This is a genomic window from Micromonospora sediminicola (genome assembly GCF_900089585.1).
GTDB classification, from domain to species: Bacteria; Actinomycetota; Actinomycetes; order Mycobacteriales; family Micromonosporaceae; genus Micromonospora; species Micromonospora sediminicola.
The window spans coordinates 3398264-3413666 of record NZ_FLRH01000003.1 but is presented as its reverse complement, the minus strand read 5'-3'; the positions used below and the strand labels follow the sequence as shown (position 1 = coordinate 3413666).

Genomic DNA, 15403 nt, shown 5'->3' with positions numbered 1-15403 from the left:
CGAACCGCTGGTGAACACACGATGGCGGGTGCGGACGGGAACCGTCCACACCCGCCGCGTGGTCAGCGCGCGAACGCCTGGAACTCGGCGATCCGCACGTTCTGCGCCTGCGGGCTGGCCGTGGCGCAGTCGGTCGCCGCCCGGGGGTCGGCGTCCTGCTCACCGGCGTAGTCCGGCGCGCCGGTGCACTGGTTGGTCAGCACCTCGACCCGCAGGTGGGTGGCCCTGGTGCGCGGGATGTCGAACGACCGCAGGATCAGCTCCGGCGCCCGGGGACGCGGCGCCACGGCCGGGAAGGCGTCCGGCCGACTGGTCCAGACGGGCCGGAAGTCGGCCGCGTCGGCGCAGGTCACCGATCCCTTCGCGGTGCACGCCAGGACCCGGAACTGGCGCAGCGCCGAGTACCTGTTCTGGGTGCCGGCGTCCGGGTCACCGGCGACCGGCGGGCGCAGCATCGCGCTGACCTGCACCCGGCGTACCTGCTGGAGGCCGCCGGCCAGGTCCACGGTGACCTGCCGGCCGGCGACCGGCACGCCGAGCGACGCCCAGTTGGTGGCCTCGTCGTCGTCGGCGATCTGCGGCAGGTTGATCCCGTCGCCGCCGACCGTCGCGCCGGCGGTGACCGAGGCCAGGTTGGGCCGCAGCGGCACCGCCAGCGGGCGGGTCTTGCCGGCCCTGACCGTCACCGGGCCGATCCGGGTGTGCCCGTACCCGGGCGCCCGGACCACGAACTCGTAGGTGCCGGGGACCAGGTCCACCCGGTCGGTCAGCGGGGTGGCCGCGTCGGTGTCCGCGACCGGCACCGCACGCGCCTGGTAGCGCCCGACGAACAGTTGCGCGCCGGCCACCGGCCCGCGCTCGCCGATCGGCAGGAACCGCAGCGAACCCTCGCGGGCGTACGGCGAGGTGAAGCCCGGCGTGGGGTCGGGGTCGGTGTGGCCGACGCTGGCCGCGGTCTCGCCGAGGCCGCGCTCGGCGAAGGCGTTCCAGAGCAGGTCCTGGTTGTCCCCGCCGAAGCGGATCCGGTCGGCGGCGAGCATCGCGTCCCGGGCGTCGACCATGCTGACCTGGCTGACCGCCATCAGCAGGAACGAGTCGAAGACGAGCTGGATCCAGCGCCGGTTGCCCGGGCAGGCGGTCACCTCGCGCGCCCCGGTCGCACAGGCCTTCTGCACGGCCGGCGTGCCGCTGCCCCAGCGGCGCATCATGGCCGCGCGGATGTCGGTGTTGGTGGCGCTCCAGACCTCGCCGGAGGCGTGCACCTGGAGGCCGACGAGGTCGTAGTCGACCGCACCGTAGTTGAGCGGGCTGGCGCTCATGTTGTAGTTGCGGATGCCCGCGTTCGGATCTGCGGTGGTGTACTCGCCGATGGTGAAACCGCGCCGGCCGGGTGCGGCGTACCCGTGCTCGTAGAGGTATTCCATGGCGAGCTGGTCCGACCAGCTCTCGCTCATGCCCTGCGGCGAGCTGACGCCGGCGCTCGGGCCGGCGATCATGCGGTTGGTGACCGCGTGGCCGTACTCGTGGGCGATCACCGACATGTCGAAGTCGCCGTCGACGCAGGGTGCGTAGAACGCCCCGGCGATGGGCTGCCACAGGTACATGTTGGTGGTCGGCGCGACCCCGTCCGGCGGCGTGATCTGGTTGGCGTTGTTACGCGCCGCGAACGTCGGCGGGCCGCCGCTGACACCGCCGGCCTGGGCGTTGCCCTGCTCGGCGTCGCCGCCGAGGCCACCCCGGCCGAGGTTGTCCTGCTGGAGGTTCCAGGTCTCCTCGGTGAAGCCCAGGTGGTAGGTCCAGTCGTGCATCCGGTTGTGCATGGCGAACAGGTTGGCCCGGGCCGCGTCGATGTCGTTGGCCTCCGGCGAGGTGAACACCTCCGGGTCGCAGCGCCGCTCCTGCCACTGGTTGGTCCACGGGTACGCGTAGACCCGGTCCGGCCGGGGCGTGGCGGTCTCGGTGCCGACGCTGAACGGGTCGTTGCTGAACCAGTTCTGCACCGCGATCGCGTTGTTGCCCTTGGTCGTCGTGGTGGACGCCCCGGTCGCCGGGTCCACGTCCCACGCCGGGTGCCCCGGCACGCCCACCACCTCGCGGCAGCCGGGGGCCGGTGTGGCGCACCAGCGCACCCGGGTGTCGACCGAGGACCGGTCGACCCGCGGCGAGTTCGGGAAGACGTCCCAGGACGGGTGGTCCGCGTCGTGGTCGATCAGGTCCTCGCGGACCAGCACGGCGCCGTCGCGGGCGTCCACGTAGGTGGAGTAGGCGGCCGGGTCCGCGCCGGTGGTGTCCGCGCCGAGCACCACCTCCCACGCCGCGCGCGGCCCCCGGTCAGCGGTGGGCACCGCGACCAGCGAGGTACGCATCACCCGCGCGTCGGCACGGCCGGCGTCGGCGATCGCGACCCGCCGGGCCTGCTCGGCGTCGATCGTGGCCGCCGCCGGTGTCCCGGCGTCGCGGGCCAGCGAAGAGCTGACGTGCCACACCGCCCCGTCGCGTACGCCGATCGCCAGCATGCCGTCGACGGCGGCCGGCAGGTCCCCGAAGCGCTGCCGGAACAGCACGGTCGCGCCCTGCCCCATCGGCGCGACGGTCAGCTGCTCCAGGCCGGCGGCGCCCTCGGCGGTCAGCCCGAGCACGTCCCGGTTCGCCGTCACGTAGGCGCGGGCGGCGGCCGCCGGGTCGGCCGGCAGGCCGGTGGCGAGCGGCTTGCCGGTCGAGGTGAGCGTGGCCGGCGTACCGAAGTCGGTCCAGCGGACCCGGGCGCCCAGCGCGGCGGCCCGGTCCCGCTGCCGCTCGGTGGCGGCGACCCGACCCTTCCGGTTGTCCTTGGCCTTGGTGTCGTGCCGGTCCCCCGGAAGGTGGTCGGGTGAGGCCTGGGTGGCGGTCTCCTCCCGGGGTGCCGCCTGGCCGCCGGCTGCGGCGGTCAGGACCATGCCGGCTGCCATGAGCAGCGCGGTGGTCCCCGTCAACGCACGGGATGGTGTGCGCACGGTCCCTCCTGTCATCGTCGAACGGCGATGTCCGTTCCGCCATCCGATCAGGACGATCGACGCACCGACACCAGCCGAACATCCATTAATGACAGTCTGTCTATGGCTGGCCCGAGTCCGCCGCTCTCCGACCCGCCGGGCGTCGCCGCGCGATCGTGACCGGCTCCGCCCCACCGGATCCCGGGAGCAGCTGCCTCACCTGTGCCACCGAGCCCCCGCGGACGCCGAGGCTCCGCCGGGCCGCGTGGTAGAACCGGTCGCGCCCCACGTCGGCCCGATGGATCATCCCGGGCACGTCGGACGGCGGGCGGGGCAGGCCACGCGCCGCCGACTCGATGTCGCGGACCGCGTGCCGCCACTCGGCGGCGGCCTCGACGGTGGCCTCGTCACCGAGCAGGAGCACCGCCTCCCAGGCCAGCGTGTGCCGCACGTCCGCCTCGGCCAGCCGGGCCAGCCCCTCGGCCCGGTCGAGCGCCGGCCGCCGCGCCTCCGGACGATGCTCACCGAGCATCTGGGTGGCGACGGCGTGGATCTCCTTGACCGCCTTCGTCAGCTCCACGTACGCGTCGAGACGCCGCTCGTCCCAGCGGACGGTCTGACTCCGCCGCCACCGGGTCCGTTCGTTCAGGCTGGTGACGAGCATCGTGCCCGCCGTACCGACCAGGACGCCGAGCAGCGCGGGCAGCTGCGTCGCCAGGTTCCCCCACACGCTCACCGGCCCCGTCCTCCCCGCTCCGGCGCGAGGAAGTCCGTGACCGCCTGGCGGAACTCCTCCGGCTGCTCGACCCAGGGCAGGTGTCCGGCCCCGGCGATGGCCACCCGTCGGCAGGTGCCCAGGGCCCGGTGCAGCGAGTCGACGCCCCACCGGGGACGGATGTCCTCGGCGCCGTCGACGATCAGCACGGGCACGTCGAGCGCCCGGCACCGCTCGGCCAGTTCGGCGCTGGCGAGCTCGCGCTTGACCTCCGCGTTGACGGCCCGGTTGCAGTCGCGGTTGAGACCCAGCCAGGGGGTGGCCATCCGCTCGGCGTCCCGCAGGGCGGTGTCCGGGTAGGCGAAGTCGGCCGACCACTGCAGGACCGCCCACTCGCGTTCCTCCTCCGGCGTGCGGTCCCGGGAGCCGAGCGCCTCCCACCGGGGCCGGTGATGCCCGAGCCGCGTCCGCAGGTTCCGTTCGTAGTGCCGGTGCCAGCCGCGGTCGGCGTCGATGCCGGTCCCGGAGACGTAGATCAGGTGGCTGACCCTCTCGGGGTGGTCGAGGGCGTACCGCAACGCCAGGTGCGCGCCCCACGAGTGCCCCAACAGGGCCGTGCGGGGCCCGGCCAACTGGTCGCGGACGGCGTCGAGGTCGGCGACGGAGCGGGCGACCGCGTACGGCCCACGGCGCTGCGAGCGGCCACAACCGCGCTGGTCCCACCGGGTGACGCGGGCGTGGTCCCCGAGTAGTCGGGCGATCGGGTCGAGGTGGTCCCAGAGGCCGGGGCCCCCGTGACAGAGCACCAGCGGAGGCCCGGACCCGGTCTGTTCGGCCCACAGGAGACAGTCGTCGTCGGTGCGCACGGTGACGCTCATCGCCCACAGTATGACCGCTTACCCGGCCCGCTGCGGTGTCTCCGGTTCCCGCCTGAGCGCCGCCCCGACCGACCGGCAGGGTGGTCGGGCCGTCCGCGCGGCGGCCCGCTCCGGCCGGCTCCGGTTGTTAGCGTGGATCGGGGTCGCCGCACGCGACGATCCGTCCACCCCTCGCCCGGCCGTCCCGGAGGCCCTGTCCGTCCCGGGCCGACGGCTGCCGCCCGGCGAAAGGGGGTGCGATGACCGGCGTGCCGGAGGACCTGGGTCCGACCGACCGACGGCCGAGGCCCGGTGAACCGGTGGACGGCTGGCGACGGCGCTGGGCCGAGCGGGCCCGCACCCTGGGCGGCGCGGCCCGTTCGCGGACCCGCCGGTTCTGGGCCGGCGCGCAGCCGACGCTACGGCAGCTGTGGTGGACCGAGGAGCCGGCGACGCCGGTGACCACCGTCGACCGGCGCTTCCCGGAGCCGCTGGTGGTGCCGGCGCAGGGTCAGGTCTACGTGTTCCTGGTCCGCGTCACGTTCACCTGGTCGTCGGAGACCGCGCGACCGGAGCTGTTCGGCTGGTACGTCGACTACTTCCAGCCGCAGGCGACGCAGCGGTTGCACCGGCTGGCGGTCCGGTGCTCGGTGGAGGTGCCGCCGCACCGCCCGCGCGAGCTGCACACGGCGTTGTCGGCGGCCCTGGCGCAGGACGACCCGCCCCCGTGGACGTACGCGCGGGGCGAGGTGACGTTCACCTGCGAGCCGGACGTGACGGTGCACCTGGACGAGCGGGTCCGCCGGCTGCTCCAGCCGTACTGGGAGCAGCGCATCGCGCTGGAGTGCGAGCGGGACCTGGCCCGCCGGCGCAGCGAGTACGCCCAGGAGCGCGACCGGCGCGACCCGGCGGGGCCGGGCCGGACGGGCGAGAGCCGGCGCAACCCACCGGAGCCGGGCCTGACGGGCGAGAGCCGGCCGACGGGCGAGAGCCGGCCGGCCGGGGAGCCGGCGCGACCGTCGGAGGGAACTCCGGCGGGGCGGCGCGGACCACGACCGGGCACGCAGGCGGAGGCGTTCACGCCGCTGGAGCCGCTGCTGCCCCCACCCGCCCCGCGCCCGGCCCCCGGCCAACGCCCACGCCCCGTACCCCCGGACGAGCCGAGACCCCACAAGCCCTGAACCGACGTCGATCTTGGAGTTGTGGCACCTCCGATACCAGTCGAAATGGAACATCCGAGGCACCACAAGTCCAAGATCGCCGAGCCGGGGCCGGGCCGGCCGGGGCCGGGCCGGGGCGGGGCGGGGCCGGGCCGGGGCGGGGCGGGGCCGGGCCGGGGCGGGGCGGGGCGGGGCCGGGGACTGGGTGGGTCAGCCGACCAGGGTGGCGTAGCGGCCCTGGTGGTCGAGCAGCGCGTCGTGGGTGCCGGACTCGACGATCCGGCCGTGGTCGAGTACCGCGATCCGGTCGGCGTCGCGGACCGTGGACAGCCGGTGCGCGATGGTCACCACGGTCCGGCCCCGGGTCAGCTCGTCGAGGGCCCGCTGCACCGCGCGCTCGGTCTCGGTGTCCAGCGCGCTGGTCGCCTCGTCGAGCACCAGGATCCGCGGGTCGCGCAGCAGTGTGCGGGCGATCGCCAGGCGCTGCTGCTCGCCGCCGGAGAAGCGGTGGCCGCGCGAGCCGACCATGGTGTCGTAGCCGTCGGGCAGCGCGGCGATCAGGTCGTGGATGCGCGCGGCGCGCGCGGCGGCCTCGATGTCGGCGTCGGTGGCGTCGGGCCGGGCGTACCGGAGGTTGTCCCGCACGGTGCCGTGCAGCAGGTAGGTCTCCTGGCTGACCACGCCCACGACGGCGGCCAGGTCGGCCAGGCGCAGGTCGCGCAGGTCGATCCCGTCGATGGTGATCCGCCCAGCGTCCGGGTCGTGCAGCCGGCTGACCAGCGCGGCGAGGGTGCTCTTGCCGGAGCCGGTCTCGCCGACCAGGGCCAGGCTGGTGCCGGCGGGCACGTCCAGGCTGACCCCGGCCAGGGCGGCGGTGTCGCTGCCCGGGTAGCTGAACGTCACGTCCTCGACGCGCAGGTGGCCGCGGACCGTGGCCGGGTCCAGCGGCACCGGGCGGGCCGGCTCGGCGACCTCGACGGGCAGGTCGAGGTATTCGAAGATGCGGGCGAACAGCGCCAGCGAGGCGGTGAGCGTGACGCCCACGTTGAGCAGGCCCATCAGCGGCCGGAACAGGTTGCCCTGCAACGCGGTGAAGGCGACCAGGGTGCCGATGGTGAGCGTGCCGGCGGTGCCGGGCAGGCCGGCGCCCAGGTAGATCACGGCGGGGATGGCCGCGAAGACGACGGTCATGGCGGCCATCCGCCAGCGGCCGGCGAGCTCGGAGCGCAGTTCCAGGTCGACCAGGCGGGCCGAGGAGGCGGTGAACCGGTCGACCAGGGCCGTGCCGGTGCCGAGCGTCTTGGCCAGCCGTACGCCGCTGACCGACAGCCCCTCCTCGATGGTCACGGTGAGGTCGGCCAGCTCCCGCTGGCGCCGGGCGGTGATCTCCCGGCGCAGCCGGGCGACCCGGCGGGTGAGCCAGAGCGCGGGCGGCAGCACGACCGCCGAGACGAGGGTGAGCCGCCAGCTCAGCGCCAGCATGGCGATGGTGGTGGCGACGACGGTGGTGAGGTTGGCCGCGATCGAGGTGGCGGTGGAGGTGACCACCGCCTGCATGCCGCCGATGTCGTTGGTGATGCGCGACTGCACCTCGCCGGTGCGGGTGCGCACGAAGAAGCCGATCGACTGCCGCTGGAGGTGGGCGAAGACGTCATTGCGCAGCCGGTGCATGACCTCCTGACCGACGCGGGTGGAGATCCAGGTCTGGGCGACGCCGAGCACCGCGGTGACCGCGGCGACCGCGACCATGCCGGCGACCAGCCAGGCCAGCAGCGTGAGGTCACGGTCGGGCAGCGCCCGGTCGATGACGGTACGCAGCAGGAACGGCGAGGCCATCGCGATGACCGAGGACGCCACGATGATCGCCACCACGGCGGCGAGCGGGCGGCGGTGGGCGGTGAAGAGGCCGCCGATGCGGCGCAGCGAGACGTCGCGGGCCTGGGCCTTCTCGGCGGCGGACACGGTTCGGCCGGCTCCGCGGCCGTCGGGGATGCGATCCAAGGGGGTGCTCCTCTGTCCCGGGGATGATGCTGAGGTTACCTCATCATGAGGGAACAACAGGAGTTGCTGTTACCGTATTCCCGTGACCGGCACCGACGAGGAGAGCCTGGCCGAGACGTTCTGGGCGGTGGCCCGGCGACTGCGCCACCAGACCAAGGGCGCGCTGGAGCCCTGGGAGATCAGCCCCGGGCAGGCGCGGGCGCTCGGTGTCCTGCTGCGGCACGGCGCGCTGCGGCCCGGGGCGCTCGCCGAGCACCTGCGCATCGCGCCCCGTTCCGCCACCGAGGTGGTCGACGGACTCCAGGAGCGGGGGCTGGTCGAGCGACGCCCCGACCCGGGCGACCGGCGGGCCACGCTGGTCGCGCCGACCGCCGAGGGCGACCGGGTCGGCGCCGCGATCCGGGCGGCCCGGGCCACCGAGGCGGAGCGCTTCTTCGGCGCGCTCGACCCGGACGACCGGGCGGAGCTGGCCCGGATCCTGCGCCGGCTGCGCGAGGAGTAGACCGCCGGGTCAGCCCCGGCCCGCGGTGAGCAGCGCGTGCAGCGTACGGGCCATGGCGGCGCGGGCGGCCTCGACGTCGAGGCCCATCGCGTCGCGCATCATCGACCAGGCGGCCCAGGTGCAGGCCACGGTCACCGCGTCCAGCAACTGCCCCCGGCCGGGCCCGGCGTGCGCCAGCTCGGCGCCGAACACCGCCTCGATCTCCTGCCGGACCCGGGCGATGGCCGCCTCCCGGTTGCGCCGCAGCTGCGGCGAGAACGGCTCCCGCAGCGCCGACGCACGGGCCGACGGCGCCAGCACCTCCAGCATCCGGGCCCGCTGGCCGGTGAACTCGGCGATGCGGGCGGCCAGCGGCAGCCCCGGCGGGACGGGCCGCCAGATCCTGGCCTGCCGCTCGCCGATGCGCCGGCCGGTGGCCGCGAAGAGCGTCTCCATGTCCTTGAAGTTGGTCCAGAGGGTGCGCAGCGACACCCCGGCCCGCTCGGCGATCCGCTCCCCGGTGGGTCGCAGGTCGCCGGCGTCGATCAGCGCCAGGTGCGCCTCGACGATCGCGGCCCGGGTCCGTTCCGCCCGCGCCGCCCGGCCGTCCACCCGGGCCGGCGGGTCGGTATCCACCTCGATCATGGGACGGCTCCCCCGTTCTCGACCGACGGCGGCCACTCTACGGGCGCGCCACCGGGCGGCCGTCACCCGGCCGCCCGGTGCACGTGCTGGTCAGGCGGTCGGAACGGCGTCCGCCGGCGGGGTGGTCGGCGGTTCGGTGAACTCGGTGACCGGGGCGTCGCCGTCGTCGGTGGTGTACGTGGGACCGAAGTACGTCTGCGCGCCGCCGGTCACCCGGCTCAGGCGTACCCCGCTGTAGCCGGCGTGCACGTTCTCGGCGTACCGGAAGGGGGTGAGGCCGGGCCCTCGGAATCCGCCCTTGCGCACGGCCGCGACCAGCTTCTCCCGGGTGGGTTCGGGTCCGGCGGCGAGCAGCGCCTGGACGAAGGTGTACGCCATCGAGTAGCCGTAGATGGCGTTGCCGTCGACCGGGTTGCCCGCGTTGTACCTCTGGTGGATCTTGGTGAACTCCTGGATCCACGGGTTGGTGGTGTCGCCCACCATGGGCAGGTAGTTGTCGGCGACCATGCCCTCCAGGATCACCTTCTTGTCGCCGAGCTGGGCCGACAGCGTGGTGTAGTCGGCGCCCACGTTGGACACCACCCACTGCGCCTTGAAGCCCTGCCCGGCGGCCTGCCCCATGGCCAGCGCGGTGAAGCCGGGAATGCTGGCCGAGATGACCACCTGGCAACCGGCCGCCCGCAACGCGCCGATCGCCGGCCCGACCTGCTGGTTGGTGGTGGTGTAGGTCTGCTTCGCCGCCACCGCGCCGAGGACCTGCTCCACCCCGGCCAGGGAGTCGCGGCCGAAGTCGTCGTTCTGCCCGAAGTGGCACACCTTGGCGCCGGGGAACTCCCGCTTGACCCAGCTGGCCAGGATCTTGCCCTCGACCGTGTAGTCGGGCTGCCAGCCGAAGGTCGTCGGGTACTTCTCCGGCTGGTTCCAGTTGCGGCTGCCGGAGGAGACGAACAGGTCCGGCACCTTCTGCGTCTTGACGAACTCCAGCACGTTGGTGTGCGTCGGCGTGCCCAGCCCGCCGAGCAGCGCGAAGACCTTGTCGTCGAGGACCAGCTTGCGGACCACGTTCTCGGTGTTGGCCGGGTTGTAGCCGTCGTCCATGACCTTGTAGACGATCTTCCGGCCGTGCACCCCGCCCTTGCTGTTGACGTGCTCGAAGTAGGCCTTGGTGGCGGCGGAGATCTTCGAGTAGCCGGGCGCGGCGGGGCCGGTGAGCGGTTGGTGGGTACCGATGACGACCTCGCCGTCGGTGACGCCGGGGACGTTCTCGGCGGCCTGCTTGGCGTCGTCGGCGCAGGCCGTCGACGCGGCCAGCAGGGCCAGGCCGGCGGCGGCCGCGAGAACGCGGCGGGTGGTGGGGCGCATGGTTCTCCAATCCGGTGCGGGTGGGTGGGACCGGTGGATCAGCGGTCCGGCGCACGCCGGACGGTGGCGCGCAGCCGGGTGGCGAGGGCGCGTACGCCGGCCTGCAGGCCGCCCGGGGCGGCGAGCATGACGACGATGAGGATCAGGCCGAACACGGCCAGCGCGAGGTTGCCCTCCAGCCGCTGGGCCAGCGCGGCGGGCAGGTCGAGGTGGTCGGTGAGCAGGCCGGGCAGGTCCTGGAGGGCAACCAGCAGCAGCGCGCCCCAGACCGCCCCGGCCAGGCTGCCCAGGCCGCCGATCACGATGGCCATGAGCAGAAACAGCGACAGGTCGAGCGGGAACTTGCCCGGGGCGACGGTGGCGGTGAGCACCGCGTAGACGCCGCCGCCGAGCCCGGCGCAGGCGGCGCTGACCACGAACGCGAGCACCTGGGTGCGGGCCACCGGGATGCCGGCGAGCCGGGCCGCCACCTCGTCGTCGCGGACCGCGCGCAGCGACCGGCCGAACCGGCTGCGGACCAGGTTGGCCAGCAGCACCATGGTCAGCAGCGCGGCGGCCAGCGCGATCCAGGCCAGCCAGCGTTCCGGCTGGAAGTACGCGCCGAGCCCGGCCGGCGGCGTCTGCGCCGGGAAGCGCAGCCCCTGCTCGCCGTTGAACACGCCGGTGAAGATGGTGGTCACGGCCGGCACCAGCGTGGCCACGGCGAGCGTCACGCCGGCCAGGTACGGCCCACGCAGCCGGGCCGCGGCCAGCCCGACGACCAGCCCGCCCAGCGCGGTCACCGCGACGGCGGCCAGCAGCGACCCGGGCAGGACCCACCACCCGCGCACGCCCCGGTCGTCGAACCCCTGCTGGACCAGGGCGACGGTGTAGGCGCCGGTGGCCATCAGCGCGCCGTGGCCGAGCGAGAGCTGCCCGTTGAGCCCGACCAGCACGGTGTAGCCGGCGGTGACGCAGAGGAACGCGCACACCCGCGCCACCTGGAGGTTCTGGTAGGGCGGGAGCTGGTTGGTCAGCAGCACGACGAGCGTGCCGGCGAACACCGCCACGGCCAGGTGCCGCAGCAGCGTCGCCGAGCGCGGGCCGGCGCCGGCCGGCGCGCCGGGCAGCAGCCGGCGCAACGCCGACGGCGGGGCCTCTTCGGTGCGGGTGGTGGTCACACGTGCCTCGCTCTCGCCGCGGAGAAGAGCCCGCCGGGACGGACCAGCAGGACGGCCAGCAGCAGCACCAGCACCGCCAGCGGCGTGGTGTCCGGTCCCAGGTAGCCGGTGACGTAGGACAGGATCAGCCCGACCAGCAGGCCGCCGACCACCGCGCCGACCGGGCTGTCCAGGCCACCGACCACGGCGGCGGTGAACGCCACCACGAAGACCAGGTCCATGGCGTGCGGGTGCAGGCCCAGGCCGGTGGGGACGACCAGCATGCCGGCGAGCGCGCCGACGCCGGCGGCCAGCGCCCAGCCCAGCGTGAGCATCCGGCCGACGCTCACGCCGAGCAGCCGGGACACCTCGGGGGCGAACGCGGCGGCCCGCATCCGCAGGCCGACCGGCGTGCGGGTGAACAGCAGCGCGAGCAGCACCACGACCGCCAGCGCCGCGCCGAGCACCCAGAGGTCGTACGGGGACAGCGCGGCGACCCCGCCGATGGTGAGCGCGTCGGTGTCGAACGGGGTGGCCGCCGGCCGGTAGCCGTTGCCGAAGACCATGCCGAGCACCGCCTGGATCAGCAGCACCAGCCCGAGCGCGACGATCACCTGGTTGAGCGGGCCGGCGGAGCCGACGAAGCGCATCAGCACCCGTTCCACCAGCGCGCCCAGGGCCAGGCCGGACAGCACCGCGGCGGCCAGGCCCAGCCAGTAGGAGCCGGTCGCGCCGGCGACCGCGTAGCCGACGTACGCGGTGGCGACCGCCATCGCGCCCTGGGCGAAGTTGACCACCCGGGCTGCCCGCCAGATGAGCACCAGCGCGAGCGCGAACGCGGCGTAGACCGCGCCCGCGGCGAGCCCGTCGAAGGTGAGGAACCAGAACCGCTGCATCCGCGACCCTTCTGCTCGCCGGTCAGAACCCGAGGTAGGCGTGCCGCAGCCGGTCGTCGTCACGCAGCCGGTCCGCCGGCGCGGCGGTCACCACCCGGCCGAGTGACATGACGATCCCCTGGTCGGCGACGGAGAGCGCGGTGCGCACGTTCTGCTCGACCAGCAGGACGGTCATCCCCCGCTCGTCGCGCAGCCGCCGCAGCAGCGCCATGATCTGCGCGGTCACCCGGGGAGCCAGCCCGAGCGACGGCTCGTCGAGCAGCAGAAGGCGGGGGCGGGCGATCAACGCCCGGCCGATCGCGAGCATCTGCCGTTCCCCGCCGGAGAGCTGGTGTCCGAGGTGGTCGCGCCGGTCGGCCAGGGCCGGGAAGAGCGCGTACACCTCGTCCTGGGCGCGCCGGGCGTCGGCCCGGTCCCGCCGCCACAGCCCGCCCAGGCGCAGGTTCTCCGCGACGGTCAGCTCGGTCACCACGCCGCGTCCCTCGGGCACGTGCGCCACCCCGCGCCGGACCAGGTGCTCCACCCGGACGCCGCGCAGGTCCTCCCCCGCGTACCGGATCCGGCCGCCGGTGGGCCGCAGCAGCCCCGACAGCGTCCGCAGCAGCGTGGTCTTGCCGGCGCCGTTGGCGCCGAGCACGGCGGCGACGGTGCCCGCCGGCACGGTGAACGCCACGTCCCGCAGCACCGGCACCGGGCCGTAGCCGGCGCTGAGCGCCTCGACCTCCAGCACCGCGGTCATGCCGTGCCCCCGGTCGGCACGTCGGCGCCGAGGTAGGCCTCGGTGACCCGGGGGTCGTCGCGGATGCGCTCCGGCGGCCCGGCGGCGATCACCCGGCCGAAGTCGAGCACCACCAGCTCGTCGCAGACGGACATGACCAGGTCCATGTGGTGCTCGACGAGCAGCACGGCGCAGCCGTCGTCGCGCTCGGGCAGGGCCCGGACCAGGTCGGCCAGCTCGGCCACGTCGTCGGCGCCGAGCCCGCCGGCCGGCTCGTCGAGCAGCAGCAGGCGGGGCCGGGCGATCAGCGCGCGGGCCAGCGCGACCCGCTTGCGCACCGGGTAGGGCAGGGTGGCCGGCGCGGCCCCGGCGTGGCGGTCGACGCCCAGCTCGGCGAGCAGGTCGAGGGCCCGGGCGCGCAGCCGCCGCTCGTCGCGGTCGCTGCGGGGCAGGCCGAACAGCGCGGCGGCGAAGCCGGCCCGGGCGTCGTGGCTGGCGCCGGTCACCACGTTCTCCAGCACGGTCAGGCCGGGAAACAGGCCGACGCCCTGGAGCGTGCGGGCGATGCCGAGTCGGGTGAGCCGGTGCGGGCGGGGTCGGAACGGCCGGCCGTCCAGGGTGAGCGTGCCGGTGCCCGGCCGCACGAAGCCGCAGACCACGTTGAACAGGGTCGTCTTGCCGGCGCCGTTGGGGCCGATCACGCCGACCACCCGGCCCGGCGGCACCCGCAGCGAGACGTCGTCCAACGCGACCAGGCCACCGAAGTGGACGCCGACGTGGTGCAGCGCCAGACCGGGACCGTCGCTGGGGGTGGCCGGTGGGCTCATCGTCACCTCGTCGGGTCGACGGCGCGCGGGCGATCTATTTACATCGGGAGTGTACTTTTCTCCGGTCGTTCGTCAATGCCCCGGCAGCCGGTCCCGGGCCCGACCGAGGAACGTCCGTTCCGCCTCGTTCGCGGTGCCGGCGATCGCCGCCTCGTACGCGGCCCGGGCCTCCCCCGGCCGGCCCAGCCGTCGCAGCAGGTCGGCGCGGACGACGTGCCACACGTGGTAGCCGGCCAGGTCCAGTCGGTCCACAGCGGCCAGCGCAGCCGCGGGTCCGCGTACCTCGGCCAGCGCGACCGCCCGGTTCAGCGCCACCACCGGCCCGGGCGCGCACGCCGCCAACTGGTCGTAGAGGGCGAGGATCTGGGTCCAGTCGGTGCCGGCGGCGGTGGCCGCATCGGCGTGCACCGCGTTGATCGCGGCCTGGATCTGGTAGGGACCGGGCCGACCCCGGCGCAGGCAACGCCGCACGAGGCCCTGCCCCTCGGTCACCAGCGCCCGGTCCCACCGGTCACGGTCCTGTTCGGGCAGCGGCACCGGCACACCGTCCGGCCCGGTCCGGGCGGGACGCCGCGCCTCGACCAGCAGCATCAGCGCGAGCAGGCCGAGCGCCTCCGGCTCGTCCGGCATCAGCGCCACCAGCAACCGGCCCAGCCGGATCGCCTCGGCCCCCAGTTCGGCGCGACCGAGCCGCTCCCCCGCGCTGGCGGTGTGCCCCTCGTTGAAGATCAGGTAGACCACGGCGAGCACCCCGCGCAGCCGGTCGGGCAGGTCGGCGTCGCGGGGCACCCGGTACGGGATCCCGGCGTCGCGGATCTTGGCCTTGGCCCGGACCAGGCGTTGGGCCATGGTCGGCTCCGGCACCAGGAACGCCCGGGCGATCTCGGCGGTGCTCAGGCCGCCGAGCAGGCGCAGCGTCAGCGCCACCCGCGCGGCGGCGCCGAGCGCCGGGTGGCAGCAGGTGAAGATCAGGCGCAGCCGGTCGTCGGTCACGGGCCCCTCCTCGACGGGCGGGTCGGCGGCGTGCAGCAGGGCGGCCTCGGCGTGGCGAGCGGCCCGGGTGGACTCGCGACGCAGCCGGTCGATCGCCCGGTTCCGGGCGGTGGTGACGATCCAGCCGGCCGGGCTGGGCGGTGGCCCGTCGACGGCCCACCGCCGCACCGCGACCGTGAACGCCTCCTGGACCGCCTCCTCGGCGAGGTCGATGTCGCCGAGGAGGCGGACCAGGACGGCGACCGCGCGGCCGTACTCCGCGCGGAAGACGCGTTCGACAGCGGTCATCCCTCGCCCTGGAACGGGCGCACCTCGATCGGCAGCGTGGTGGCGCGGGCGTAGCGGCGACCCCAGTCGAGCGCGGCGTCCAGGTCGGGCGCCCGGATGACGGTGACGCCGCCCAGGTACTCCTTGCCCTCGGTGAACGGCCCGTCGGTGACCAGCACCGCGTCGCCGTCCGGGCGCAGCACGGTGGCGGTCTCCGGCGCGTGCAGCCCGTCGCCGAACACCCAGCACCCGGCCTCCCGCAGGTCCCGGCCGATGGCCTCGACCTCGCGCATCACCCCGGCCAGGAACTCCGGGTCCGGCCGGACCGCGCCGGCCGGCTGGTACATGCTGATCAGGTACTGCCTCATCG

The 15403-nt window shown here is 74.9% G+C and carries 14 protein-coding genes; 2 read left to right on the top strand and 12 right to left on the bottom strand.

Annotated elements, in window-relative coordinates; translation table 11 throughout:
• Positions 1 to 62: 62 nt before the first annotated feature.
• From GA0070622_RS16250 to GA0070622_RS16240, 3 genes are all read right to left on the bottom strand, one after another.
• Positions 63 to 2972, bottom strand: a complete 2910-nt coding sequence (locus tag GA0070622_RS16250) for a M36 family metallopeptidase (protein WP_245666348.1) — start codon at positions 2970 to 2972, stop codon at positions 63 to 65.
• Positions 2973 to 3093: 121 nt separating this feature from the next.
• Positions 3094 to 3708, bottom strand: a complete 615-nt coding sequence (locus tag GA0070622_RS16245) for a hypothetical protein (RefSeq protein ID WP_176710499.1) — start codon at positions 3706 to 3708, stop codon at positions 3094 to 3096.
• Positions 3705 to 4565, bottom strand: a complete 861-nt coding sequence (locus tag GA0070622_RS16240) for an alpha/beta fold hydrolase (RefSeq protein ID WP_091574074.1) — start codon at positions 4563 to 4565, stop codon at positions 3705 to 3707. The genes GA0070622_RS16245 and GA0070622_RS16240 overlap by 4 nt, the downstream gene beginning before the upstream one ends.
• Positions 4566 to 4804: 239 nt before the next feature.
• Between GA0070622_RS16240 and GA0070622_RS16235 the strand changes: the two genes are divergently transcribed.
• Positions 4805 to 5725, top strand: coding sequence for a hypothetical protein (locus GA0070622_RS16235; RefSeq protein ID WP_091574073.1), 921 nt, complete (start codon positions 4805 to 4807; stop codon positions 5723 to 5725).
• A 189-nt stretch (positions 5726 to 5914) separates the two neighbouring features.
• Here GA0070622_RS16235 and GA0070622_RS16230 read toward each other — a convergent pair whose 3' ends face one another.
• Complete coding sequence (locus GA0070622_RS16230; protein ID WP_245666346.1) at positions 5915 to 7666, bottom strand: ABC transporter ATP-binding protein; 1752 nt, start codon at positions 7664 to 7666, stop codon at positions 5915 to 5917.
• Positions 7667 to 7787: 121 nt separating this feature from the next.
• Between GA0070622_RS16230 and GA0070622_RS16225 the strand changes: the two genes are divergently transcribed.
• The gene (locus GA0070622_RS16225; RefSeq protein WP_091574071.1) at positions 7788 to 8207 is read left to right on the top strand and encodes a MarR family winged helix-turn-helix transcriptional regulator; all 420 of its coding nucleotides are present in this window, start codon (positions 7788 to 7790) and stop codon (positions 8205 to 8207) included.
• A 9-nt stretch (positions 8208 to 8216) separates the two neighbouring features.
• On the opposite strand, the gene GA0070622_RS16220 is transcribed toward GA0070622_RS16225, so the two are convergent.
• The 8 genes from GA0070622_RS16220 to GA0070622_RS16185 form a co-directional block, all read right to left on the bottom strand.
• Positions 8217 to 8831, bottom strand: coding sequence for a TetR/AcrR family transcriptional regulator (locus tag GA0070622_RS16220; protein ID WP_091574070.1), 615 nt, complete (start codon positions 8829 to 8831; stop codon positions 8217 to 8219).
• Between the two features lie 90 nt (positions 8832 to 8921).
• Positions 8922 to 10193, bottom strand: a complete 1272-nt coding sequence (locus GA0070622_RS16215) for an ABC transporter substrate-binding protein (RefSeq protein ID WP_091574069.1) — start codon at positions 10191 to 10193, stop codon at positions 8922 to 8924.
• Between the two features lie 38 nt (positions 10194 to 10231).
• Positions 10232 to 11353 (bottom strand): branched-chain amino acid ABC transporter permease, encoded by a 1122-nt coding sequence (locus tag GA0070622_RS16210; RefSeq protein ID WP_091574068.1) that lies wholly within the window; start codon positions 11351 to 11353, stop codon positions 10232 to 10234.
• Positions 11350 to 12228 carry a branched-chain amino acid ABC transporter permease gene (locus GA0070622_RS16205; protein WP_091574067.1) on the bottom strand — a complete coding sequence of 293 codons (879 nt, stop codon included), beginning with the start codon at positions 12226 to 12228 and terminating at the stop codon, positions 11350 to 11352. The genes GA0070622_RS16210 and GA0070622_RS16205 overlap by 4 nt, the downstream gene beginning before the upstream one ends.
• 22 nt (positions 12229 to 12250) lie before the next feature.
• Positions 12251 to 12967 carry an ABC transporter ATP-binding protein gene (locus GA0070622_RS16200; protein WP_091574066.1) on the bottom strand — a complete coding sequence of 239 codons (717 nt, stop codon included), beginning with the start codon at positions 12965 to 12967 and terminating at the stop codon, positions 12251 to 12253.
• On the bottom strand, positions 12964 to 13773 hold the full coding sequence (locus GA0070622_RS16195) for an ABC transporter ATP-binding protein (RefSeq protein WP_091574065.1): 810 nt from the start codon (positions 13771 to 13773) through the stop codon (positions 12964 to 12966). Before GA0070622_RS16195 ends, GA0070622_RS16200 begins: the two co-directional genes overlap by 4 nt.
• Positions 13774 to 13845: 72 nt before the next feature.
• Complete coding sequence (locus tag GA0070622_RS16190; protein WP_091574064.1) at positions 13846 to 15054, bottom strand: RNA polymerase sigma factor; 1209 nt, start codon at positions 15052 to 15054, stop codon at positions 13846 to 13848.
• Positions 15051 to 15401: a YciI family protein gene (locus GA0070622_RS16185; protein ID WP_091577506.1), complete on the bottom strand. Its 351-nt coding sequence runs from the start codon at positions 15399 to 15401 to the stop codon at positions 15051 to 15053. Before GA0070622_RS16185 ends, GA0070622_RS16190 begins: the two co-directional genes overlap by 4 nt.
• Positions 15402 to 15403 lie beyond the last annotated feature (2 nt).